The organism is Cysteiniphilum sp. GTC20157, from assembly GCF_055396795.1.
In genome coordinates this window covers 432096-456248 of the sequence record NZ_AP044698.1, presented here as the reverse complement: position 1 = coordinate 456248, position 24153 = coordinate 432096, and the positions used below count along the sequence as shown (strand labels likewise).

The 24153-nt window shown below is 40.6% G+C and carries 16 protein-coding genes and 1 pseudogene; 7 read left to right on the top strand and 10 right to left on the bottom strand.

The annotated features are described in order from the left end of the window. Positions 1–384 precede the first annotated feature (384 nt). Positions 385–2010, bottom strand: a pseudogene (locus ACZ5V8_RS01990) (ABC-F family ATP-binding cassette domain-containing protein); the annotation flags it as partial. After that, entirely contained in the window at positions 2007–5225 is a 3219-nt protein-coding gene (gene carB, locus ACZ5V8_RS01985; RefSeq protein ID WP_464218140.1) for a carbamoyl-phosphate synthase (glutamine-hydrolyzing) large subunit, read from the bottom strand. The gene carB and the pseudogene ACZ5V8_RS01990, both read right to left, overlap by 4 nt. Positions 5226–5848: 623 nt before the next feature. On the opposite strand from carB, the gene ACZ5V8_RS01980 reads away from it, so the two are divergent. Together ACZ5V8_RS01980 and ACZ5V8_RS01975 are read left to right on the top strand one after the other, a co-directional pair. Beyond that, positions 5849–6220, top strand: a complete 372-nt coding sequence (locus ACZ5V8_RS01980; protein WP_464218139.1) for a type II toxin-antitoxin system RelE/ParE family toxin — start codon at positions 5849–5851, stop codon at positions 6218–6220. Then, a complete protein-coding gene (locus ACZ5V8_RS01975) occupies positions 6217–6522 on the top strand; it encodes a helix-turn-helix domain-containing protein (protein WP_464218138.1) in 306 nt (101 codons plus the stop codon). The genes ACZ5V8_RS01980 and ACZ5V8_RS01975 overlap by 4 nt, the downstream gene beginning before the upstream one ends. 9 nt (positions 6523–6531) lie before the next feature. Here the strand turns inward: ACZ5V8_RS01975 and ACZ5V8_RS01970 are convergent, their stop codons facing one another. The 3 genes from ACZ5V8_RS01970 to ACZ5V8_RS01960 are packed head-to-tail and all read right to left on the bottom strand — an operon-like array spanning position 6532 to position 12779. Further along, positions 6532–7722, bottom strand: coding sequence for an acetyl-CoA C-acyltransferase (locus ACZ5V8_RS01970; RefSeq protein WP_464218137.1), 1191 nt, complete (start codon positions 7720–7722; stop codon positions 6532–6534). A 17-nt stretch (positions 7723–7739) separates the two neighbouring features. Continuing rightward, complete coding sequence (locus tag ACZ5V8_RS01965; protein WP_464218702.1) at positions 7740–10421, bottom strand: acyl-CoA-binding protein; 2682 nt, start codon at positions 10419–10421, stop codon at positions 7740–7742. Between the two features lie 60 nt (positions 10422–10481). Next, positions 10482–12779 carry an acyl-CoA dehydrogenase gene (locus tag ACZ5V8_RS01960; RefSeq protein WP_464218136.1) on the bottom strand — a complete coding sequence of 766 codons (2298 nt, stop codon included), beginning with the start codon at positions 12777–12779 and terminating at the stop codon, positions 10482–10484. A 552-nt stretch (positions 12780–13331) separates the two neighbouring features. Here ACZ5V8_RS01960 and ACZ5V8_RS01955 point away from each other — a divergent pair. Beyond that, on the top strand, positions 13332–15026 hold the full coding sequence (locus ACZ5V8_RS01955) for an AMP-binding protein (RefSeq protein WP_464218135.1): 1695 nt from the start codon (positions 13332–13334) through the stop codon (positions 15024–15026). 29 nt (positions 15027–15055) lie between these two features. Here ACZ5V8_RS01955 and coq7 read toward each other — a convergent pair whose 3' ends face one another. The 3 genes from coq7 to ACZ5V8_RS01940 all read right to left on the bottom strand — a co-directional run bounded on the left by coq7 (position 15056) and on the right by ACZ5V8_RS01940 (position 18061). After that, positions 15056–15694 carry a 2-polyprenyl-3-methyl-6-methoxy-1,4-benzoquinone monooxygenase gene (gene coq7 / locus ACZ5V8_RS01950; RefSeq protein ID WP_464218701.1) on the bottom strand — a complete coding sequence of 213 codons (639 nt, stop codon included), beginning with the start codon at positions 15692–15694 and terminating at the stop codon, positions 15056–15058. A 99-nt stretch (positions 15695–15793) separates the two neighbouring features. Beyond that, positions 15794–16672 (bottom strand): LysR family transcriptional regulator, encoded by an 879-nt coding sequence (locus tag ACZ5V8_RS01945; protein WP_464218134.1) that lies wholly within the window; start codon positions 16670–16672, stop codon positions 15794–15796. A gap of 198 nt (positions 16673–16870) precedes the next feature. Next, a complete protein-coding gene (locus ACZ5V8_RS01940) occupies positions 16871–18061 on the bottom strand; it encodes a thioester reductase domain-containing protein (RefSeq protein WP_464218133.1) in 1191 nt (396 codons plus the stop codon). Positions 18062–18251: 190 nt separating this feature from the next. On the opposite strand from ACZ5V8_RS01940, the gene ACZ5V8_RS01935 reads away from it, so the two are divergent. From ACZ5V8_RS01935 to clpA, 4 genes are all read left to right on the top strand, one after another. Beyond that, on the top strand, positions 18252–18893 hold the full coding sequence (locus ACZ5V8_RS01935; RefSeq protein ID WP_464218132.1) for an alpha/beta hydrolase: 642 nt from the start codon (positions 18252–18254) through the stop codon (positions 18891–18893). Then, entirely contained in the window at positions 18887–19807 is a 921-nt protein-coding gene (gene hemF / locus ACZ5V8_RS01930; RefSeq protein ID WP_464218131.1) for an oxygen-dependent coproporphyrinogen oxidase, read from the top strand. Before ACZ5V8_RS01935 ends, hemF begins: the two co-directional genes overlap by 7 nt. A gap of 410 nt (positions 19808–20217) precedes the next feature. Continuing rightward, positions 20218–20541, top strand: a complete 324-nt coding sequence (locus ACZ5V8_RS01925; RefSeq protein ID WP_440615969.1) for an ATP-dependent Clp protease adaptor ClpS — start codon at positions 20218–20220, stop codon at positions 20539–20541. A 124-nt stretch (positions 20542–20665) separates the two neighbouring features. Next, positions 20666–22900, top strand: a complete 2235-nt coding sequence (clpA, locus tag ACZ5V8_RS01920; RefSeq protein ID WP_440615970.1) for an ATP-dependent Clp protease ATP-binding subunit ClpA — start codon at positions 20666–20668, stop codon at positions 22898–22900. 72 nt (positions 22901–22972) lie between these two features. Here clpA and cyoE read toward each other — a convergent pair whose 3' ends face one another. Together cyoE and cyoD are read right to left on the bottom strand one after the other, a co-directional pair. Continuing rightward, positions 22973–23857 carry a heme o synthase gene (gene cyoE, locus ACZ5V8_RS01915; protein ID WP_464218130.1) on the bottom strand — a complete coding sequence of 295 codons (885 nt, stop codon included), beginning with the start codon at positions 23855–23857 and terminating at the stop codon, positions 22973–22975. Beyond that, on the bottom strand, positions 23815–24153 hold the full coding sequence (cyoD, locus tag ACZ5V8_RS01910) for a cytochrome o ubiquinol oxidase subunit IV (RefSeq protein ID WP_440615973.1): 339 nt from the start codon (positions 24151–24153) through the stop codon (positions 23815–23817). The genes cyoE and cyoD overlap by 43 nt, the downstream gene beginning before the upstream one ends.

Genomic DNA, 24153 nt, shown 5'->3' with positions numbered 1-24153 from the left:
TCCAACCGGCTGAGTCGTTACAAATTTAGTTAATTTCACAAGTGTCTCTAATCGAACCATTATCTAATTTGAAACTTCCAACTGCTCATTTAACTTAAGCCAAACAAGCTCTTTTTCTTCAAGCTCAATTTGTACTTGTTGATGCGCTTTGAGTAACTCATTTAATTGCGCCTTATCCTGATAAATCGCTTCATCCTGAAGCTTAAGATCAAACACTTCTTTTTGCGCTTGCAACGTTGCCATTTCCCTTTCGATTTTTTTAATTTTATCCATAAGTGGCTTTAGTTTTGCTTGTAATTGCGCACGTTGCTGGCGTGATTCTTTTTTGTTTTTTGGTATTTCTTGCGTTTCTTGCCTTTCTTGCGCCTCTGATATCTCTGCTATTTTTGAATCCTTATTAGCTACATCGTCAGAAATCACTTTCTGCTTATCTTTTTTCTTTTGCTCAAGCACATATTGATAATAATCCGTTAGATCGCCATCAAAAGTAGACACCTGCCCTTGATCAACTAACCAATATTCATCAACGGTGCTCTCCAGTAAATAACGATCATGCGATATCAACACTAAAGCTCCATCAAAAGATTGTAATGCATAAGCCAAGGCTTCACGCACTTCAATATCTAAATGGTTTGTCGGCTCATCTAAAAGTAAAAAGTTAGGCTTTTGATACACGATTAATGCAAGCGCCAAGCGTGCCTTCTCACCACCTGAGAAACCACCGACTGCCGATAACGCCATTTCATTACTAAAGTTAAATCGACCTAAAAACTTGCGTGCCTGCTCCTCAGTAATTTTCGTATCCAAACGCTTCATATGTGTTAATGCAGAGGCATTAAAATCAAGGGCATCTAACGAATGCTGGGCAAAGTAACCAATCTTTAGATTAGGATGTTTTTTAGCTTCGCCTTGTAACAATGGCAAATCGCCAACTAAACCTTTAACAAAGGTTGATTTACCGGCTCCATTTTTACCCAAAAGACCAATACGCATCTCTGGTAAAATCATAGTGTTAAGATCACCTAGAATAATCTTATCACCATAGCCCAATACGCCATTTTCAAGTGTTAACAAACTACCTGTGGGCATTTTGGCATTCTCAGCAAAGCTAAAACTAAAACTTTGCTTATCATGCACGGCTTTAATACGCTGCATTTTCTCGAGCATTTTAACACGCGATTGCGCTTGTTTTGCCTTGGATGCTTTGGCTTTAAAGCGATTAACAAAACTCTCTAAATGCGCAATTTTTTGCTGTTGCTTGACATGCGTTTTTTGTTGTAACAAGCGTTTTTCATGATATTGCTTTTCAAAAGATGAATAGTTCCCCGTGTAACTATCAATGCCTTTATTTTCAATATATAAAACACGCTCAACGACATTATCAAGAAAAATTCGATCATGTGAGATAAGGACAATCGCACCTTGGTAATTCTGTAAATAACGCTCAAGCCACATCACCGCATCTAAATCTAAGTGGTTTGTGGGCTCATCTAATAGCAGAATTTCGGCTTGTTGTAATAAAGCTTGCGCTAAGTTCAAGCGAATACGCCAACCGCCTGATAGAGACTTCACCGGCTCATGCAACTGCTTTGGCTCAAAGCCTAAACCATCTAACAGTTGAGCGGCTTGTGACTCCAGTTGATAGCCACCTAATGCTTCAAAATCAGCATGAAATTGTGCATGCTCTTCATAGGCCTCATCCGCTAATGCTTTCTCCATTGCCATCGTTAATTGATGCAACTCAGCATTGCCTTGCATGACATAGTGAACAACCGAGGCTTCTAAATCATCGACTTCTTGTTTAACCGTCACAATACGCGTGCCCTTGGCAATCTCAAGTTCACCTTGATCTGCTTGCAGCGTTTGTGCTAAGAGCATAAATAATGAAGTCTTGCCAGCGCCATTAGCACCAACAAGACCGATTTTTTGCTTATCATAAATTGCGAAGCTGACATCATCAAACAATGTCTTTACGCCGCGCTGTAATGAGATATTTTGTAATGTAATCAAGCACGAGTCTCCATAAACTCTCGCCACGATTTAACGTGAATTGGTGCATCATGCAATTCAGCCAATGATCGTAACGTTAACTCAGCAATTTGCAAATTAGTAATCAATGGAATATGATGATCAATTGCAAGACGACGAATCTTAAAACCATCAGACAGATTATCATCACTGACATGTTGCTGGCGTCGTGGAATATTGATAATCAAATCGACACAATGATCTGCAATCACCGTTTCCACATTTGGTGCTTCCGACTCACTGATTTTGTGCGTCAATTTCGTTTCAATACCAAGGTCACTCAAATATTGATGTGTACCCGTTGTGGTGTATATCTCCCAACCTTGCTCATGCAAGCGCTTGATCTCAGGCATCAACTTCACTTTCTTATCACCACCAATGGATAAAAGTATTTTCTTGCGCTTAACAAACATCTCTGTCGCCTGCCATGACTTATAAAATGCATCTAATAAATCATAACCAATGCATCCTACTTCACCTGTGGATGACATTTCAACGTGAGCAACTGGGTTAGCACCCTTTAAGCGATTATACGAAAATTGCGATGTTTTAACACCGACATAGTCAAGATCCAATGTGTTATAACGCTTTTTCTCGTATTTACCCATGATGATTTCAGATGCGATTTCAATAAAATTGTGCCCTGTAACTTTTGAGACAAACGGGAAGGATCTTGAAGCGCGTAGATTACACTCAATCACCTTAAGGTTATTATCTTTAGCGATAAATTGAATATTAAAAGGCCCTGAGATCTTTAATGCTTTAACAATCTTCTTAGTAACGCGCTTAGCACGACGAATCGTCTCTAAATATAGATTTTGTGGTGGCAGTACAATCGTGGCATCACCTGAGTGAACACCGGCATTCTCAACATGCTCAGAAATCGCATAAATCACGATTTCACCATTCTCAGCCACACCATCCATTTCAAGCTCTTTGGCATTATTGATAAAATCTGAAATAACCACAGGATGCTCAGGTGAGACAGAGGTAGCTTCTGCCAAGTATTGCTCTAGCGCATCTTCTGAGTAGATCACATTCATTGCCGCCCCCGATAACACGTACGATGGGCGTACCAAAATCGGATAACCGACCTTATCTGAGAACTCTTTGGCTTTTTCAAGCGTTGTCACCGATTGCCACTCTGGTTGGTCAATACCCAAATCATTGAGCATCGTTGAGAAAATCGCACGATTCTCCGCTTTGTTAATATTCTGAGGGGAGGTGCCTAAGATCGGATAACCTGCTCTTGCCAATGGAACCACCAGGTTATTGGCAATTTGCCCACCAACAGAGACGACAATGCCTTTTAAGTTTTCAAAGTCAGCAATATCCTGCACGCGTTCAAATGTTAGCTGCTCAAAATACAAACGATCAGACTCATCATAATCGGTTGATACCGTTTCAGGGTTTGAGTTAACAATAATCGGTGACTCACCGAGTTTCTTTAAAGTATGAGCCGTCGTCACACCGCACCAGTCAAATTCAACGGATGAACCGATGCTATAAGGACCTGAGCCAATAATCAAACTTGCCTTGATTTCAGAAGGTTTGACATCATGCTCAATCCCATGATAGGTCATATATAAATAATTGGTCTCTGCTTCAAACTCACCGGCTAACGTGTCAATTTGTTTGACGTAAGGCACAATGCCTTGAGAGATACGCCAAGCGCGCAAGGCTTGGACATCCATCTCACGGAAACGTGCAATCGATTTATCCGAAAAGCCAAGTTTTTTGGCTTCTTTTAATAGCTCTTTGGTTAATGGATTATTTACATTCTTTAAGCGGTTTTCCATCTTGGCAATCGTATGCATATGGTTCAAGAACCACTTATCGATCTTTGATAGTTGATAGGCTTTCTCAATATCACCGCCTTCAACAAAAAAGCGATGCAGTGCAAAGATACGCCGGTCAGTGGCACGCTCAATCTCCAACTCAAGATCAGGAATCTCAAAAGGATAGTCCGATAAATCCGCCGCACCAATATTGAGCATACCTACAGCCTTTTGCAAGCCTTCAGGGAATGATCGACCAATCGCCATCACCTCGCCCACGGACTTCATCTCAGTACCTATAAAGCGCTCAGCTTTTTTAAGCTTATGTGTATCCCAACGTGGAATCTTAACAACGATATAGTCAAGCGCTGGCTCAAAATAAGCGCACGTTTTCTTGGTTACCGCATTTTGTAATTCATGTAGGTTATAACCTAAAATCAACTTCGCTGCAATAAAGGCTAATGGATAACCTGTGGCTTTTGACGCCAATGCCGATGAACGTGACAAACGTGGGTTAATTTCAATCACTCGATAATCTGAAGTTTCGAGATTAAACGCATATTGAATATTACACTCACCGATAATCTCAAAGTGGTTGGCAACATCAATCGCGATCTTACGCAAACGATGATACTCTTCATTGTTAAGGGACTGTGAAGGTGAAACAACGATACTTTCACCGGTATGAATTCCCATCGGATCAAAGTTTTCCATATTGCACACGGTCAGTACATTGCCTGCCATATCGCGCACAATCTCATATTCAAACTCATTCCATCCTAGCAAACACTCTTCGATCAATACTTGCGAGGTAGCATTTAAAACTTCGGTAACGCGATGCTTAAGCTCGCTTTCTGTTTTAACAATTCCGGAACCCAAGCCACCTAATGAGAAGCCTGAACGCATCATCAATGGAAAGCCAATTTCCTTTGCGGCGGCTAAAGATTCTTCTAAGGTTGTTGCCACAAAACTCTTGGCAGTTTTAACATTAATCTCATCTAATTTATCTTTAAAAAGTCCACGATCTTCTGCTTCTTTGATTGTTTGCACTGAGCTGCCTAGCACTTTTACATTATGAAGTGCTAAAATACCCTTTTCTTCGAGCTTAAGACCCAAGTTTAATGCCGTTTGCCCGCCGAAGCTTAGCATAATTGCATCAGGTTTTTCTTTCTCAATAATTTTGGTCACATGCGCCAAATCTAATGGTTCAAAATAAACCTCATCTGCCATGCCAGGGTCGGTTTGAATCGTCGCAATATTGGGGTTAACCAAGATGACTTTGATGCCTTCTTCTTTTAATGCTTTGATAGCTTGCGACCCGGAATAATCAAATTCACCTGCTTGTGAGATGCGGATGCCGCCAGAACCTAATAGTAAAACTGTTTGAATATGTTTGAATTGCTCGCGATGATTAATCATTGAAATTTCACGTTGTCCGAGGTTACCTTATTCTAAAGAATTTTTTGTGAAAGGCAATTGGCGATTTTTATTTTTATACCGCTTGTAAATCATTTTGCGGTGTTAGATGTCAAAGAAGTTTCTGATCCTTTTAAGCACTTGAATTGCAGATAATAGCTAGTACTATTGGTATTGGCAAAATTCAAGTGCTTAAAAGGGCGTAAAATTCAATGACAAGAATATTGTAAGATGGTTTATAGGCTAATGGCACTACCTTAAGAAGTAGCTTGTAAATATAGGCTTTGCAACGACGTTAAATCAATCATCCATGATAAAATGGATTGCCACGCATCCATGCTCGCAATGACAGCCTCTGACTTGTCATCCTGAGCCAGGATGGCGTGAGGATCCAATGCGGAGCTGCCATGGATGGTTAGTCACCCTCCTAAAGGTAGTGCCATTAATTTATGGGTGATATATAACTGCTGCAGATGCCATAAGACTTTAAAGATGACCTACCCCGTCGGCACCATCCCTGTAGCACTTAATGGGCGCTCTATTTCTATGATTTACATATCCAGTTTATTGACTAAGTGTGTCAGTGTATTATAATACTATGCATTACTTCGCTAACTATTTTAAGCATGAAAAATTATAAAATAAAAAAGTTTGCAAGTGAATCAAAACATATTAGCGATGAGACTTTGAAAGTAACATTAACTTACTTTGCTTCACTGGATGACTTGGGGAAGCAAAGATACGCATTAGGTGGCAGCTTGTATAAGCTTAGAGTGGCGACAGACAATAAAGGCAAAAGCGGCAGCAGTCGAACCATTATTGTTTTTAGTGATGGCGATGTGTGCTACTGGGTGCATTGCTTTAAAAAGAATGAAAAAGAAAACTTCACAAAGCGTGAGCTTGTGGACTTTAAAAAGTTGTCTAGCATATTACTGTCATTAAGTGATAGCGATGTGCAAACGTTAATAGCAGATAAAAAACTATTTGAGGTGATATGATGAGCAGCATAAGAGAAACCATCAACGACTTGTCAAATGATCTATACACCAGTGGCATTATTGACAAAACAACCTTGCGTGAATTAACCGAATTAGAAACGCCAACCGTATACGAATATACAGGCAATGATATAAAAGAAATTAGAGAGCGTCAAAACGTCAGCCAGGCAGTCTTTGCTAAATTTCTTAACATTAGTCCCGCGATGGTGAAAAGTCTTGAGCAAGGCACGCGACAGGCTAAAGGTGCTATTTTAAAGCTGATTAATCTTGTTGATGAGAATGGCTTAAAATATTTATCATAACTTCCTATATTAACACGCCTCAATAATACCAGCTGCCCCCATGCCCGTACCGATACACATCGTGATCATGCCATATTTTTTGCCCGTTCTTCTTAAGCCATGCAATGCTTTAACTGTCAACACCGTACCTGTGGCACCTAACGGATGTCCTAAAGCAATAGCACCACCACAAGGGTTGACTTTAGTCTCATCAAGCTTTAATTCATTGATTACAGCTAAGGATTGTGCGGCAAATGCCTCATTTAACTCAAACCAATCGATATCTTCCAATTGTAAATTGGTTTGCTCAAGCACTTTTGGAATTGCCTTAATCGGACCGATCCCCATAATGCGCGCAGGAACTCCTGCAACTGCAAATCCTAGGAACTTCCCAAGAGGTGTCAGATTATGTTTTTTCAAATAAGATTCACTGACTAACACCACAGCACCCGCACCATCCGAAACCTGCGAGCTATTACCAGCCGTAACTGAACCACCCGTTGCGAACACCGGTTTAAGCTTAGCTAGTGCTTCAATCGATGTATCTTTACGTGCACCCTCATCGATCTTAATCGTTTTTTCATTGTCAACAATCTCGGCTTTCGCCTCATCCGGTTTACGATGGTGTACCTTAACGGGGATGATCTCATCATTGAAATATCCATTTTCAATCGCATACGTTGCTTTTTGATGACTCTTTAATGAAAACTCATCCTGCATTTGGCGTGTGATATTCCAATCTTTAGCAACATTCTCAGCAGTAATCCCCATGCCATAGGCAATCGCGACATTCTCATCTTTGGTAAAAATCTCACTACTAAATGAAATATTATGACCACCAAATGGAATCATGCTCATCGACTCAATCCCACCGGCAACTGCGACGTCCATATTACCTTTAGCAATCTCATTAGCTGCAATCGCAATCGATTGCAGTCCTGAACTGCAATAACGATTAATCGTAAAAGCAGGCACCGAATCAGGCAACCCTGCCAGAAGTGTTGAGATACGCGCGACATTCATACCCTGCTCACCCTCAGGCATAGCACAGCCTATGACAATATCGCCAATATCTTGAGGATTAATACCCGACTCTTTCACCGTTTCCTTTAAAATATCTGCTAATAAATCATCCGGACGCTTCTTAGCAAAACCACCACGCTTGCCCTTAGTAACAGCTGATCTTTTCGCTGCAACAATATATACCGCTTGTTCAGTCATTTTTTAAAAACTCCTTATTAATTTCTTAATGGTTTACCCGTTTCTAACATATGCTGCATTCTTGCTGCACTTTTCTCAGAAAGCGCTAATTCAACAAAGTTTTCAAGTTCACGCTTAAGTAGCCAATCTTCCGAAACATAAGTATCTTTCTCGATCTCACCACCACACATTGCATCCGCTAAATTTGTCGCGATCTTGTAGTCATGTGCTGAGATTTGATTGCCATCACGCATATTAACCAAAAGCCCTTTAACGGTAGCAATACCTGCCTCACCAAAGACTTTGATTTTTTGCTTCAATGGTGGCTGATAACCGCAATATGCTAAGAATCGTGCTTTTTCGATTGCAACACTTAGGATTTCTTTGTTATTCATCACCACCGTGTCACTCTCACGCAAGAAGCCCATCTCAATGGCTTCATAAGCGCTTGTTGCGACTTGCGCCATGGCTAAGTTCTTGTAGCGCTTCTCAAAGTCTTTCCATGGATCTTGGGCAGTCGAGGCACGTTTTGCCATCTCTTTTGAACCGCCCCAACCAGGGATAATACCGACACCGGCTTCTACAAGACCGATATAACTCTCGTGTGCCGCAACCACTGCATCACAATGCATCAATGTTTCGCAGCCACCACCAAAAGCAAAGCCTTTAACAGCTGCAACCACTGGGATTTTGCTATATCGCAATTCTTGGGTAATGACTTGATGACCTTTTTGAATAACCTCATAAACAGCTTCTTTGCCATGCATCATGAATTTAAATCCAAATTCCTCAAGATTGGCACCTGCCGAGAAGATATCTTTCTCTTGCCAAATAACCATACCTTTAAGCTCACGCTCAGCGATCTTAATCGCCTCAGAGATACCTGCTAACACAGCATCACCTATGGAGCACATCTTGCTCTTAAAGCTTAAGATGCCAATCTCATTGTCAAGACTCCATAAGCGCACGCCTTCATTTTCATATAGGGTCACACTTGGTATAGTACTGTGCTCTCCTAGCACATAGTCCTTATGTAACTGACGCTTGTATACTGGTAACTCTTGACGCACAACGAGTGCATTATCAGTGAAACTAAAAGACTTATTATCACCATAAACACCATCCTCAAGCGCATACACCCATTGTGGTAAAGCCTTGCTTGAAAGCGTTTTTCCGGCTTTGATATCTTCATCAATCCACGCAATAATCTGATGCCAACCGGCTTGCTGCCATGTTTCAAAAATCCCTTCTTTCCAACCAAAGCCCCAACGAATCGCTAAATCCATATCTTTTGGATAATTAGAAATATCACCGACTAAACAGGCAGCATAGTGAAAGCTATCTCTAAAGCAAGACCATAAAAATTGCGCTTGTGGATGATCCATGTTTTTTAATTTTTCCAACTTCACTGACCAGTCTTTTTCACCCAGGATTTCAGTGACTGCTTTATCAGGCTTTTGATCCGACAAGCGATAAGTCTGGCTTTGCAAATCAAGCACTTTAAGCCCATCTTTCTCTTTGGCATAAAGACCTTTTTTCGTCTTTTGCCCAAAGGCACCCTGTTCAATTAATGCATGGATCCAGTTGGGTAACTGATATACTTTCTCCCAACCATCTGTGAGCGAGTTTTTCATCGTATCGACCACATGGGCAAAAGTATCCAAGCCAACGACATCTGCCGTGCGATAGGTTGCACTCTTCGCGCGTCCTAGTTTCTTGCCTGTTAGACCATCAACAACCTCAAGTGGGATATTAAACTTCTCAGTGTAATAGCAAGTTGCCAACATTGAGAAAACACCCAAACGATTGGCAATAAAGTTTGGCGTATCTTTGGCACGAATAATGCTTTTACCCAACTTTTGCACTAGGAAAGTTTCTAGTTGATCCAGTACTTCCGCCTTAGTGCCACCATGTGGAATCAACTCAACCAGCGGCATATAACGCGGTGGATTAAAGAAATGCACGCCACAGAAATGCGCATGTAAATGCGTTGGCAAACTTTCAGTTAATGACTCAATGCTTAAACCTGAAGTATTAGATGCAATAATCGCGTGTTTTGCCACGTGAGGTGCGATGTTGTGATACAAATCTTTTTTCCAATCCATACGCTCAGCAATTGCCTCAATAATCAAATCGCAGTCTTTGATCAATTCAAGATTATCTTCATAATTCGCCGCAGTAATATAATTAACCGCTTGCGCTGAACCAAAAGGTTTGGGATTAAGCTTAGTAAGTTTCTGTAACGCACCATCAATCAGTGCATTTGGCGCACCCTCTTTCGCTTTTAAATCAAAAAGTACGACAGGAATTCGCGCATTAGCAAAGTGTGCAGCAATTTGCGCCCCCATCACACCGGCACCTAGCACTGCAACTTTCTCAATCCCTACATGCTGGCGTTGTGAGGGTTCAGGCTTAACCGCCGCTTGAGTATGAGCTTTAGACTTAGGCACTTCAGATTCAGTAAACTCATGTCCAAAAACCGCCAGATAACCGCGCATTGCCTGATCTTTTGATTGCCCTTTGATAGAGTCCCACGCCATCCATTTAGCACGTTCCACCATTTTTAAAACCGATGGGCATTTGCCTTCAACATCACCAACCGTTGCTTGCTTATAAAAGGCATATAACTTTAGCTTTTGATTATTATCCGGCTTAAAATCAATGGTCGCATCACGCACAGCTTTCACCATCTCGTTAAACTTCTGCTCTAATTGGCTTATTTGCTCCAATTCACTCATTTACAAATTCTCCTTATTTTGACTTTTTATCTCTTACATGCTCTATACTGTTGCCTTTGATTTTTCACCTTTTTCAGACATCTTATGCATTGCTTCATAGGCTTCGCGCCACTCTGGATGCGCATTTTTAGGACCCAAGGCATACGGTGAGAACTCATCTGTTTGAATCACATCATTAACACGCTTCATCACATCTTTAAGTAAAGTTACCTCATCATCATTAATGATATTATGCTGGCGCGCTTTATCAATCGAATTTGTCCAACTGGCTTTTGGTATTGTCCCGGCTTTAATTGCTGCTTTGATTTTCTTTTGCACGGGTATTGCGGCAAGCACTGCTTGATACGCAATCTCAACGCGTCCTACCGGATCCTTGTCATCCTCTGGCACATAACACATTGATTTCATGCGCTGACGAGTCTTCTCATCTTTCAATAACGCTTGTGCTAGCTTATGATCCAAACGATCATCGGGCTTTTTAAATGGCTTACCATAAGGAAAAGCCATAAAACGCAATGTTCCTGCCAACGCCTTATTCGGGAAATTGGCAAAAATTTCACATAACGCATTTTGCGCTTCATATAGACAATGCTGTAAGCTCCAGCTAACAAAAACATCATCAGCGGCGACCTCGCCATTATCTTTATAATATTTCAATACCGCACACGCCATATATAAGTAACTCATCACATCACCTAAACGTGCCGATAAGCGCTCTTTGCGTTTGAGTGCACCACCTAAGCTCACCAGCGCGATATCATTCACACAGGCATATACCGTACTTAAACGGGTGATACGCTTATAGTATTTATTGAACTTAGATGAATAACCTTTTGCTGTCGCACCACAGGTGATGCCATACCAAAAAGTGCGTGCTGTATTTTTAATCATATAACTGATGTGTTTTTTCATAAGCTTTGAGAATTGCTCAAAGCCTTCTTTCTCATCTTTATTCATCAAGCTTTCAGATTCATCACGCACATAGGGGTGGCAACGCATCGCTCCCTGTCCAAAGATCATTAAATTACGCGTCATGATATTGGCACCCTCAACCGTAATGCCAACGGGTGTTGCTTGATAACCGCGCGCTAAATAATTGTTTGGTCCCATAATGACAGCACGCCCTGCGTGGATGTCCATTGCGTTATTAAGCACATCTCTTCCCATTTCAGTTAAATGGTATTTAGAAATAGCAGATGCTACCGAAGGTTTGATACCTGCATCAACTGCTGCTACGGTAAACTGTCTTGTGGCATTAGCAAGATAGGCAAGACCACCCATTTGTGCCAGCTTCTCCTCCACACCTTCAAAGTAACCAATGGGTGATTTGAATTGCTCTCTAACCATACTGTATGCAGATGTTGCAACACTTGATAATAACGTATTAGCCGTGCCACATGCAGGTAGTGATATCGCCCGTCCAATTGACAAACATTCAACGAGCATACGCCAGCCTTCACCTGCCATTTTCTGTCCGCCAATAATCCAATCTATTGGGATAAATAAATCTTTGCCACGAATTGTGCCATTCATAAAAGCTTGTGATAATGGATAGGCACGATTACCAATTTCAAGCCCCGGATGATCATGCGGCAATAATGCGCAAGTAATCCCCTCTTTCCCCGTATCTCCTAGTAACTGATCTGGATCATGTAACTGAAATGCCAAGCCAACTAAAGTGGCAATAGGTGCCAAGGTAATATAACGTTTATTGATATTCTCTAAGCGAATACCCAGAACTTCACGCCCATTATACTCACCCTTGCAAACAACACCTTTATCTGGCAAAGAGGTAGCATCTGAACCTGCTGTCGGACCTGTTAATGCAAAACAAGGAATATCAACACCGGTTGCTAATTTTGGTAAGAACATATCTTTTTGCTCATCCGTGCCATAGTGATGCAATAACTCACCAGGTCCTAACGAATTAGGCACCATCACCGTCACCGCAGCTGAAACACTTTTGGTTGCAACCTTCATCACAATTTCAGAATGCGCGGCAGCTGAGAATCCTTTACCACCATATTCCTTGCGAATGACTAATCCAAAAAAACCTTTTTCACGAATAAAATCCCAGACAGCTACCGGTAGATCGCGATCAACGTGCGTCACCTGCCAGTCATCAATCATTGAGCAAAGCGTATTGGTTTCATTATCTAAAAACGCCTGTTCTTCATCATTTAATTGAAACTTCTGCAAACGATGCAGCTCGTCAAAGTCTGGCAACCCTTGGAAAACTTGCTTTTCATACCAACAGTCTCCAGCATCTAAGGCGACTTGCTCAGTTACCGAGATAGGTGGCATAGATTTTTTACTTGATTTATAGATTTTCTTGATCATGCGCGTTTCCTTAATCTTAACTTACTTAATCCAGCATTCTAAAGCTCAACCCTAACTATTCTTTGCCGCAACAACCCTAAACGGTGACGCTTCTCTTAATGCAGCAAAGCCTTCCTTAAATCAGTTAGTCCTTTTAGAACACCCGCAAACCATTTGACAGTATTTTTGTCATTGAATTCTTCGCTCTTTTAAGTCATTTGATGTTGTTAACAGCCCTTGCTATTCACTGCAACCCAACAACTCAAAACCATCGAGCATTTCCTTGACATTAAACAACGCTAAATGATTCACGAGTAGCATCTTTCCTTAGCAATATAACAGCGATTTTGTAAAAAATTAAGCGACACCAACCAAAATATTCGCTAAATCATACAAAAAATATTGCAAAGCAACATAATTAATGCAATTCGCAGTGAATTTATTTACAACACACAAGGTAGACGTCTAGAATGTGGCTAAGCTTATTTTTGGTATATTTGCTTATTTAGCTTTTTAGCTTAGCTTGATTATTTATGCTTTTTTGATTTTATGATAAAACGGAGAGAAGACACTATGTCAGAAAAACCATGGATTAAACACTACCCAAATGGCGTACCGAGCGAAATTTCAGCTTCAACGGAAACATTAACCTCAATGCTAAAACAAGCAGCATTGAAGTTCCCAAAAAACCTCGCTCTATCCTGCCATGATCATGATATAACCTACGAACAAGTCGACCATTACAGTAACAAAGTTGCAGCATTTTTACATTATGAACTCGGCTTTAAACAAGGTGATAAAATTGCAATTATGCTACCCAACCTGCTGCAATTCCCGATCGTGCTTATCAGTATTCTCAAAATAGGCGCAAGCTTTGTTAACATCAATCCACTCTATACCGCACATGAGATTAAAGAAATCATGGAAGATTCCGGTGCCACCGGCATTTTTGTACTAAGCACATTTGCTCATTTAGTGCAAGAAGCAAAAAAAGATTTGCCACATGTTAAGCATATGATCGCAACAGATCTTGTCGACTTGTATGACTTTCCTAAAAAACAAATTATTCATTTTGTTGCCACACATCTCAAAGGCATGAAAAGCAAGCATGATCGTTCACAATTTCACAAACTAACCACAGCCCTAAATTACCACCTTGCATTTGATGAACAAAGTGTCACTATTTCTTGTGATGATATGGCATGCTTACAATACTCAAGTGGCACCACTGGCAAGCCCAAAGGCACCATATTATTACATCGCAATATTGTTGCTAACATCCAACAAGTATGGCTTTGGATTGGTAACCAAGTTGAGTTGGATAAGCAAATCCTTATTGGCGCATTACCGCTTTATCATATCTTTGCATTAACGGCTAATTTTTTCACCTTTTATCTTGCCGGTTCTAAGCATGTACTTATCCCTAACCCACGGGATATCAAGTCTCTGGTTAAAACCATGCAAAAAACGCCATTTACCATTTTTAACAGTATTAATACTTTGTATGCCGCGCTTTTGCATAATGACACATTTCGCCAATCGACATTCCCACATTTCAAATATACATTAAGTGGCGGCATGTCAACGGTTAAACGCATTGCAGATGATTGGAAAGCAGTAACAGGCGTGACCATTCACGAGGCATATGGTTTATCTGAGATGTCGCCAGCTGTTACCATTAATCGTTTTGATGATGATGTTTTCAATGGCACCGTAGGTTATCCACTGCCCAGTACCGATATATCCATTCGTGACGATGACGGCAATCATTTGCCTGCCAATGAAAATGGTGAAATCTGGGTCAAAGGACCACAACAATCTCCAGGGTTCTGGCATTTGGATAAAATCACTAAAGAGCACTTTACCGGTGATGGATGGCTTAAAACAGGAGACATTGGATTTTTGGATGACATGGGGCGCTTAACCATTTCAGGGCGCTCCAAAAATATGCTGATTGTTTCTGGCTTTAACGTTTTTCCAAAAGAAATTGAAAATACCATTTTGCAGATCCCCGCAGTCAAAGATGTTGCTGTTGTCGGTGCGCCATCGCACTCAAGTGGCGAGAAACCCTTTGCTTTCGTGGTGCTTGAAGATAGCCAATCACTTACTGCCAAAGAAATTACCGAGTTCTGCTATACGCGTCTTGCGCATTACAAAACACCAAAAGACATTATGTTTTTGGAAGAGTTACCTAAGAATCCAGTGGGTAAGGTATTAAAGCAAGAGCTTAAAGAGAAGTATATTCTAAGCCATAAAGAGCATCATTAACCGCATAGCACATTGGCGTATCCCGTTTTCTATATTCGATACGCCAAGGTTGTCATAACTTTTGACTGGGCTTTCATAATCAGCTTCGCCCATAATGGAAATTCAACACCTCCGGCAAGGGCTGCTTCATCGGCATGTGATTGCTCATCTTTATACATTTGCATCAAAATCACACGTGATTTCTCATCTTGGGCGGGTAATTCATTTAAATGTGCTTCTAAATGGCGCATCACCTGTTTTTCAGTTTCAATGACAAAACCATAGCTTACTTTATCACTAACAAGCCCAGCTAGCGCACCAATCGAAAAGGATCCAACATACCATAGAGGATTGAGGAAACTCTTTTTCGCATCCAAATCATCTAAGCGTGTTTCGCACCACGACAAATGATCATACTCTTCCTCTGCAGCATGATGTAAATGCGCACGTGTTTCATGCGTTTTAGCTACAAAGGCTTGTCCTCTGTAGAGCGCTTGCGCACAAATCTCACCGGTATGATCAACACGCATAAGTCCCGCCACATGTTTTGACTCAGTCGCGTCAAGTTCTGGTTCATTCATATCAAGCGCTGGTGTTGCTGACATTGGATTTGTTGCGGGCAAAACGACAGACTTCACAAAATGCTGCAGCTCCCCTAAGCATTGATCTAAAAATGAATGACGACGCATTGACATAATGACTCTTTTTTATTGCAGAATTCATGACTTGCATATTATACCCATCACAAACCATTTTAAAGTCTAACGGTATATTTTAACGCATTTTAGCTAAATCATTTCCTTAACCAATTCAACAAAAGTTTTAATCTTTGGCTGAACATACTGCTGTTTTTGATAGTACATATTGATATTGACCTGAGGCGACGTAAAATCCGGTATTTTAATCTCGACTAAAGTACCACTTTTTAACTCATCAGTGAGCATATAACGATGCGCTTGGATAATACCTAGTCCATCTATGGCAAAACGTTTCATGCAACTGATATTATTAACACTTAAACGCGACTGACATTGTGCATTTAACTGTGGTTGACCCAATATAATCGCATCACGCCCACTGTGTGTTATCAAGTCATGTGATGTTAGTTGTGCGATGCTTTTAGGTGAGCCTTTACGTTGCAAGTACTCAGCAGATGCACATAAAACATAATCGGTACTGCTTAAGCGATAAGCCACCACATCATCCGGTGGCGTCCAATTCACACCAAATACAATATCAACTTTTTCCTGATATAACTCCGGCATACGTTCCTCAACAATCAGTTTAACCTCCATGCTTGGATACAATTGCAAATAGCGCTTGATAATGGGCGCCAAATTTTCTTTAACAAAATAATAATTGCTACTAATACAAAGCACGCCTTCTGGGTGCTCATCAAAGCTATTAATCAACTGCCCAATGCCAAACCATTCACTTTCTAAACGCTGACACTGCATTAATAACTTGTGTCCTTCGCGCGTGAGCTCCACCTTGCGTGTTGTGCGTATCAGCAAATCTGCCTTTGCCAATGATTCTAACTGTTTAATATTCTGGCTAATCGCAGATTTTGTAATCCCTAGAGCATCAGCCGCCTTAGTAAAGCTCATGTGTTTAGCAACTGCCAAGAATGACGCTAACTGTACTAATGAAAAATCGCCTTGAAACATTGAATTGCCTTTAATTCATTCATTTATCTAAAATTAAATCTATCATTTGTAAGCACCTAAAAATAGTAATTAATCATGAATAAGTTGAGTTTACCCCTCACCCGCGTAGTTCAAACTACACGACCTCTCCCTCAAGGGGAGAGGTACTAGCCAATGCAACTTATGCTTGATTCATCAAATAGCCACTTAAAATAGAGGTTAACGTCTTAAACTAGTAAAATCTAATGACTGCCAATAATCTAAATACCTTGCAAATAACCCATGATAATCCTCGGTAATATTAACACCCAAGCGCTCTAAAGCACTCATCGTTTTGCTATTTTCTGTGGTAATAAAGGGAATAGTCTCCTCATTGTCATAGTAATCAATCAACGGAAAAAGCGGGTTGCTTTCAGCAATTTTTCTCAGTTTACTGCGCCATTGATCTAGTGCAATAACCTCAACTTTATAACCTAAATCATTCATAATGCCAAAGATATCCGCGTGTGTTATTTGTACGTTATTAACAATATTCCAACCATTGGCTTGTGTATAAGCCAATTGTGATAAAGCGATAATACTTTGTGCCACTTGATCCACCGGAATCATCTCATGTTGCGAGTGTAGATCAGGTGCGACACCCATCTCAATACAGCCTAGAATAAAACGTGTTAGATTATTTTTCTCATAATTACTTTTGGCCGTGGTCGATTGCCCTGTGATTTGCCCTAAGCGATAAATATCAACTGCAATACCATGCGCTTGCGCTTTCCACAGCAACCACTCTGCTGCCCACTTAGTCACCGTATAACCAAAACTAATATCTGGATGAATGGGTGCCACTGGCGGCATGCCTTCACGCGCAATGGTTGAAACGCAGTTAACCGCTGCATATTTTGTTGAAATAAAGTGAATACGCTTTGGCTTAATATGACAAGCTAGTTTAATAATCTCAGCAGTACTGCCAACATTGGTGGGCGCCATACGCTCATAACTTTGCAAATGGTGAACGTAAGCGCCATTGTGATAAATCGCATCAAGATTCGTACTTAGTGACTCCCAATCATTATCACTTAAGCCAAGTTTGACCTCTGCCAAATTGACAATAACAATCTTAAGGCGCGAATGATCAATATGCGCATTAAATCCATAGCGTTTAAGATTAGCATCAAGCTTTGCTTTAGCATCTGAGTATGAATCTCCTCGAATCGCACAATGAATTACTGCCTTGGTATTTCGCATCAACTCATCAATCAAGTGCACGCCAAGATAACCATTGGCACCAGTGACAAGTACCTGTTTATATTCTTCTGGTAAGCTTTGCACACTTATATTTGTAGGTGGAATATAACGCTCGATATCAGTTAATGCCATTAACAAATTATCGTTTAATCTTATTTCAGCGGACATTGAAACTCCATGTCAATCAGATATAAATCATATTGTAGAAGTAAACTTGCGCTGTTGCCAGTAGTGCATGCTTGATCATGACAAAAGCACGGGAAGTGCGAAGCAAGAAATTCTGTAAAATGGTTTGTGATGGGTATACATGCTTTGTTAAAATCAAGCGTAATATCATCAGGTAAACATCGTACGCAATATGCAACAATTCTTTATTCAAGGTGAGTCAGGCGTTATTGAAACAATCGTTGACACACCTAAGGAGAGTCTCTACCCTACAGTAACTGCAGTTATTTGCCACCCACACCCTTTATTTCAAGGCACAATGAACAATAAGGTTATCACCACCATTGCCAAAGCATTTAATAATCTAGGTATTGAAGCTGTACGTTTTAACTACCGCGGTGTTGGGCAAAGTCAAGGTGAGTATGCTGACGGTATCGGTGAACTACAAGACACTTTATCGGTGATTGATGATGTACACCAGAGAAAACCCAGTCAACAAATCATCCTAGCGGGCTTTTCTTTTGGCGGTTCTATTGCCTATAAAGCAGCAACACACTACAAAAATAGTATTAAATCTTTATTAACCATCGCTCCTGCTGTTGTTAACTTTCCACTGGAACAACAGCCTGAGCCTACAATGCCGTGGTGTCTTATTCAAGGCGTTGATGATGAAGTGGTAAGTTACACGGCAGTCAGTGATTTTTTTATCCAAAAGACCACGGTTGATGCAACATTTATTCGCCTGAATAACGTTGGACATTTCTTTCACGGGCAACTGGTTAAATTAAGAAAACATCTTGAACAACATTATCAAAGTGAGATCAAATCATGGTAACAACAGACGATATTCAACGCGTAAAAAACTATCTCTTAGCACTACAAGATGATATTTGCGCCAAATTAGAAGAAATTGATGGTCAGCGCTTTCAGGAAGATAACTGGCAATATCAAAATGGTCAAGGTGGTGGGCGCACCCGTGTATTAGAAAATGGCAATGTTATTGAAAAAGGTGGGGTGAACTTCTCACATATTGAAGGCAATGAACTACCCAAAGCCATTTTAGCCATGAAACCTGAACTGACAGGGTTTTCATTTCAAGCAATGGGCGTGTCACTGGTCATTCACCCACAAAACCCTTATGCACCAACTTCACACATGAATGTACGTTTTTTTATTGCTGAAAAAAAAGGTCAAACACCCTGTTGGTGGTTTGGAGGCGGGTTTGATTTAACACCCTTTTACGGTTTTGAAGAAGACTGCATTCACTGGCATACCATGGCATATAATGCCTGTAAAGACTTTGGTGACAACACCTATGACAAATACAAAAAACAATGTGATGAATACTTTTATTTGCCACATAGGCAGGAGTGTCGCGGCATTGGTGGTTTATTCTTTGATTATTTAAATGAGTGGGATTTTGAAAAATGCTTTGCCTTTACCCAGTCTGTAGGGAATTATTATATCAAAGCCTATGCACCCATTTTAGACACGCGCAAAGATATGGACTATGGTCAGCGCGAACGCGATTTTCAACTTTATCGCCGTGGACGCTATGTTGAATTTAATCTGGTGATTGATCGCGGAACTCATTTTGGTTTGCAGTCATCAGGTCGCACTGAGTCAATTTTGATGTCTTTGCCTCCTTTAGTGAAATGGGTTTATAACTATCATCCACAAGCAGGATCCCAAGAGGAAAAACTCTATACCGATTTTCTACCTGTTCGTGATTGGTTAGCCAGTAAGTAATGAATCAAGAATAAGTTGCGCTTTACTCCTCACCCGTGCAGCTTAAGCTGCACGACCTCTCCCACAAGGAGAGAGGTGATAGCTGGTGCAACTTATTTTGGTGAATTCTCTAAATGACACAATGCAACATTTCTAAAACAAGCAAGTGTGGACAAAAAGCACCTAGCCACAGGCTTTGAAAGACACCCATAAAAATTGGCTGCACATTAACCAGAGATTCACTTGCATTTTTAAATACTTTTTGCTGTAATACTGCCAGCGGTTAAAACGCGATCAACTTTTTGGCGTTTTGATCCGAGAGCCCACTTGATTGCATAGCAAACAACGTATAAAACAATTGAATAAAAATAAACTCAATCCATTCATCAACATGTAAATCAGGTGATTTTGTTGAACATAAGGAGTTAACCATGTTAGATCTTGATATTGAACTAACTCAACACACAAAAACCGCCTTTCAACAGCCAATGACTGAGCAAAATGGTGCGCTAATGCGCAACGTCTATGTTCTCAATGATGATTTTACACCCATGGAATTTGTTCTTGAACTAATGCAAAGCATTTTTAAACTCCATGCTCAAAAGGCTGAGAAGGTCACTATGGAAGCCCACTACAAAGGAAAAGCACTCTGTGGCAAATACGCTAAAGACTTAGCTGAAACCATGGCTTGCAAAGCAATGGAAATTGCACAAAAAGCGGGGCATCCACTGATGCTTATCACGAGTAAAGCTTAACGCGCTTATTCGTCCTGACTTACTTTTTTATTAAAAAAAACTCGATTTAATAGTTTCGAGTTTTTTTGTGCCTGCAATTCGTCTATTATAAAGCATAAGGATCATAAACTATTGCAGGTGTCGTATGCTAAGTAAGGAACTAGAACAAACATTAAATCAAGCATTTCAGCATGCAAGAGACCTAAAACATGAGTATTTAACTGTTGAGCACTTATTAAGTGCGTTGGTCGATAATGCTGATGCTAAAAAAGTATTAAAAGCATGTGGAGCTAACCTTCCCGAGCTTAAAAACATTTTAAATGCATTTATTGATCAATCCACACCAAAACTGACTGAGGACGGCAAAGATACCCAACCAACACTTGGCTTTCAGCGCGTCTTGCAACGCGCGGTCTTTCATGTGCAATCCTCAGGACGTGGTGAAGTGCAAGGTTCAAATGTGTTAGTCGCTATTTTCAGTGAGCAAGACAGCCAAGCCGTAAGCTTTCTTAAGCAGCAGAATGTTACACGTTTAGATGTCGTCAACTACCTTTCACATGGTGTTTCAAACAATAACAATACCAGTCAAAGTACGCAACAAACCATTTCAAATGCGCCAACTGAAGAGCAAAAAGAGAAAACACCCCTTGAGCTATATGCCGTTAATCTTAATCAACGTGCCAAAGATGGTAAAATTGATCGTTTAATTGGACGTGATTATGAAATTGAGCGTGTCACTCAAGTGCTATGTCGTCGTCGTAAAAACAATCCCTTGCTTGTTGGTGAAGCCGGTGTTGGTAAAACGGCTATTGCCGAAGGCTTAGCCAAAAAAATCGTCGATAAGCAAGTGCCTGATGTTTTAGCAAATGGCGTTATCTACTCTCTTGATATGGGCACATTACTTGCAGGCACCAAATACCGTGGTGATTTTGAGAAACGTTTTAAAGAAGTACTCAAACAGCTAGAGGAAGAAGAAGGTGCTATTTTATTTATCGATGAAATCCACACCATTGTCGGCGCAGGTGCTGCCTCAGGCGGGGTTATGGATGCATCAAACTTAATAAAACCGGCGCTTGCCTCTGGTGATTTAAAGTGTGTTGGTTCAACCACTTACCAAGAATATCGTACGATTTTTGAAAAAGATCACGCACTGGCGAGACGTTTCCAAAAAGTCGATGTCGAAGAACCGACAATTGATCAGACATTTGAGATATTAAAGGGACTGAAGCCCTATTTTGAAGATCATCATAATATCAAATATACATTACCAGCATTACAAGCTGCAGCTGAGTTATCCGCCAAATATATTACGGAGCGCTTTTTACCCGATAAAGCAATCGACGTGATTGACGAGCTTGGCGCTTATCAACGTACAAGTAGCAATGCAAAGAAAAAGAAACTGATCAATGTTACCGATGTTGAAAATATGGTTGCACGTTTAGCGCGAATCCCTGCCAAAACGGTTTCAGCATCAGATAAAAGCTCGATGGCAAACCTTGGTAAAGACCTTAAGATGCTTGTTTACGGACAAGACAAAGCCATTGAAGCGATGGTTGATACCATTAAACTCGCTCGAGCAGGGTTACGAGACCCTAATAAACCTTGGGGGTCATTCTTGTTTGCTGGTCCCACTGGTGTTGGTAAAACAGAAGTAACACAACAACTTGCTAACTTACTGGGTGTTGAGCTTCTACGCTTTGACATGTCTGAGTACATGGAAAGACATACCGTATCACGCTTAATTGGCTCACCTCCTGGCTATGTTGGCTATGAAGAAGGTGGTCTGTTAACCGAAGCAGTAACTAAACACCCTTATGCCGTTGTACTCTTAGATGAGATCGAAAAAGCGCACCCTGATATTTATAACTTGTTATTACAAGTAATGGATCATGGGACATTGACGGATAACAATGGTCGCAAGGCTGACTTTAGAAATATCATTTTGATTATGACAACCAATGCTGGTGCTTTTGAGTCACAGAAAAATTCAATTGGCTTTGCTAAGCAAGACAGCGCACCTGATAGCATGGATGCGCTTAAACGCGTCTTCACACCTGAGTTTAGGAACCGTTTGGATGCTGTTATCCAATTTGCGTCACTATCTCAAGAGGACGTTAAATCTGTAGTTGATAAATTCCTAGCCCAACTGCAAGGGCAACTTGATCAACGCGGTGTCTCACTTGAGGTTGATGACAAAGCCAAAGACTGGTTAGCCGCGCATGGTTATGATGAAAAAATGGGTGCTCGTCCAATGGCGCGTTTAATTCAGGAATCCATCAAGAAACCATTAGCTGAAGAAATTCTTTTTGGTAAGCTTGCATCTGGCGGCCGCGCTGAACTCACAATCAAAAACGATAAATTGGCGTTTAAATATAGCTAATTTTAAATTACCCGTAGGGGCAATTCATGAATTGCCCTTACCCATGAGCCCATGAGCCCATGAGAATTGCCCCTACACTGCCATGAATATACTGAGTAAAGTAATACTGACAATAGAGAATATAAACATCTTACGTGCCCAATGTGCTTTATCTTCAGCATTAAACCCTTTAACACTCAATGCAATCCATGCAACGCCTAAGATAAATGCAACAGCCAAATACAGCAAATGAACATGTGCAACCACTGCCAACATTAATGTAGCAATGACGTATAATACAACAAAGATAAGTGTATTAACTTGCGTGTACAACATGCTGCGCTTAAGTGGCAAAACTGGAATATTAGCTGCGGCATAGTCATCCTTGCGATAAATAGCAATCGCAAAGAAATGCGGCATTTGCCAACAGACTAAGATAATAAATAGCGTTAATGCAACTGCATCAAATCGATTCGTCACTGCTGTATAGCCAATGACAGGGGGCACAGCACCAGAAATAGCACCAACAACCGTACCAAAGATTGAACTTCGCTTAAACCATAGTGTATAAGCAACCACATAGGCAAATAAGCCAATCGCTGCAATAATAACGGTTAAAGTATTTGTCCCAAGATACAATGCCACAAAGCCAATGATACCTAAGATAAATGCATAACTCACGGCAAAACGTAATGATACTAATCCACAAGCTGATGGACGCTTTTGTGTGCGCTTCATCAACTGGTCAATATCGCGATCAATGTAGTTATTCAAAACACAGCCACAGGCGATGACAAATGCCATACCAATGAGTGCACTTAAAAAAACGATCCAAGAAAAATTACCTTGAACCGCGACAAAAAAGCCACCGCACAAGGTAACGATATTACCGAAAATAATTCCGGGCTTGATGAGTTTAATGAGTTTCATTAACGTTACATGACCATCATCATGCTGTAAAGATTGAACATAATCCATAACGTACCGATAACTAGAATTAATACAACAATCACTGCAAATATGAAGCTAATCATATTCCAGCGTGCTTTTGAGTCTGTACTTAAGTGCAAGAAAAAGACTAACTGCACATAAAGTTGGATAAGTGCCAAAATTGCTACCGAGATATACAGTCCAACTGGAGGAAAGACCTTAAATCCAACTAAGCTAAATGCGATAACGGTGATAATGATTGACAATACAAAACCGGTAATGTAGGTCTTATATGTACCATATGCTGCACCCGTTTCATGATCGTATAAATGTTCGCCTGCCAT

Bases quoted from the DNA above. Each gene is read 5' to 3' on its own strand.
- carB (WP_464218140.1), bottom strand. From the start codon at position 5,225: ATGATTAATCATCGCGAGCAATTCAAACATATTCAAACAGTTTTACTA.
- ACZ5V8_RS01980 (WP_464218139.1), top strand. From the start codon at position 5,849: ATGAAAAATTATAAAATAAAAAAGTTTGCAAGTGAATCAAAACATATT.
- ACZ5V8_RS01975 (WP_464218138.1), top strand. From the start codon at position 6,217: ATGATGAGCAGCATAAGAGAAACCATCAACGACTTGTCAAATGATCTA.
- ACZ5V8_RS01970 (WP_464218137.1), bottom strand. From the start codon at position 7,722: ATGACTGAACAAGCGGTATATATTGTTGCAGCGAAAAGATCAGCTGTT.
- ACZ5V8_RS01960 (WP_464218136.1), bottom strand. From the start codon at position 12,779: ATGATCAAGAAAATCTATAAATCAAGTAAAAAATCTATGCCACCTATC.
- ACZ5V8_RS01955 (WP_464218135.1), top strand. From the start codon at position 13,332: ATGTCAGAAAAACCATGGATTAAACACTACCCAAATGGCGTACCGAGC.
- coq7 (WP_464218701.1), bottom strand. From the start codon at position 15,694: ATGCGTCGTCATTCATTTTTAGATCAATGCTTAGGGGAGCTGCAGCAT.
- ACZ5V8_RS01945 (WP_464218134.1), bottom strand. From the start codon at position 16,672: ATGTTTCAAGGCGATTTTTCATTAGTACAGTTAGCGTCATTCTTGGCA.
- ACZ5V8_RS01940 (WP_464218133.1), bottom strand. From the start codon at position 18,061: ATGTCCGCTGAAATAAGATTAAACGATAATTTGTTAATGGCATTAACT.
- ACZ5V8_RS01935 (WP_464218132.1), top strand. From the start codon at position 18,252: ATGCAACAATTCTTTATTCAAGGTGAGTCAGGCGTTATTGAAACAATC.
- hemF (WP_464218131.1), top strand. From the start codon at position 18,887: ATGGTAACAACAGACGATATTCAACGCGTAAAAAACTATCTCTTAGCA.
- ACZ5V8_RS01925 (WP_440615969.1), top strand. From the start codon at position 20,218: ATGTTAGATCTTGATATTGAACTAACTCAACACACAAAAACCGCCTTT.
- clpA (WP_440615970.1), top strand. From the start codon at position 20,666: ATGCTAAGTAAGGAACTAGAACAAACATTAAATCAAGCATTTCAGCAT.
- cyoE (WP_464218130.1), bottom strand. From the start codon at position 23,857: ATGGATTATGTTCAATCTTTACAGCATGATGATGGTCATGTAACGTTA.
- cyoD (WP_440615973.1), bottom strand. From the start codon at position 24,153: ATGGCAGGCGAACATTTATACGATCATGAAACGGGTGCAGCATATGGT.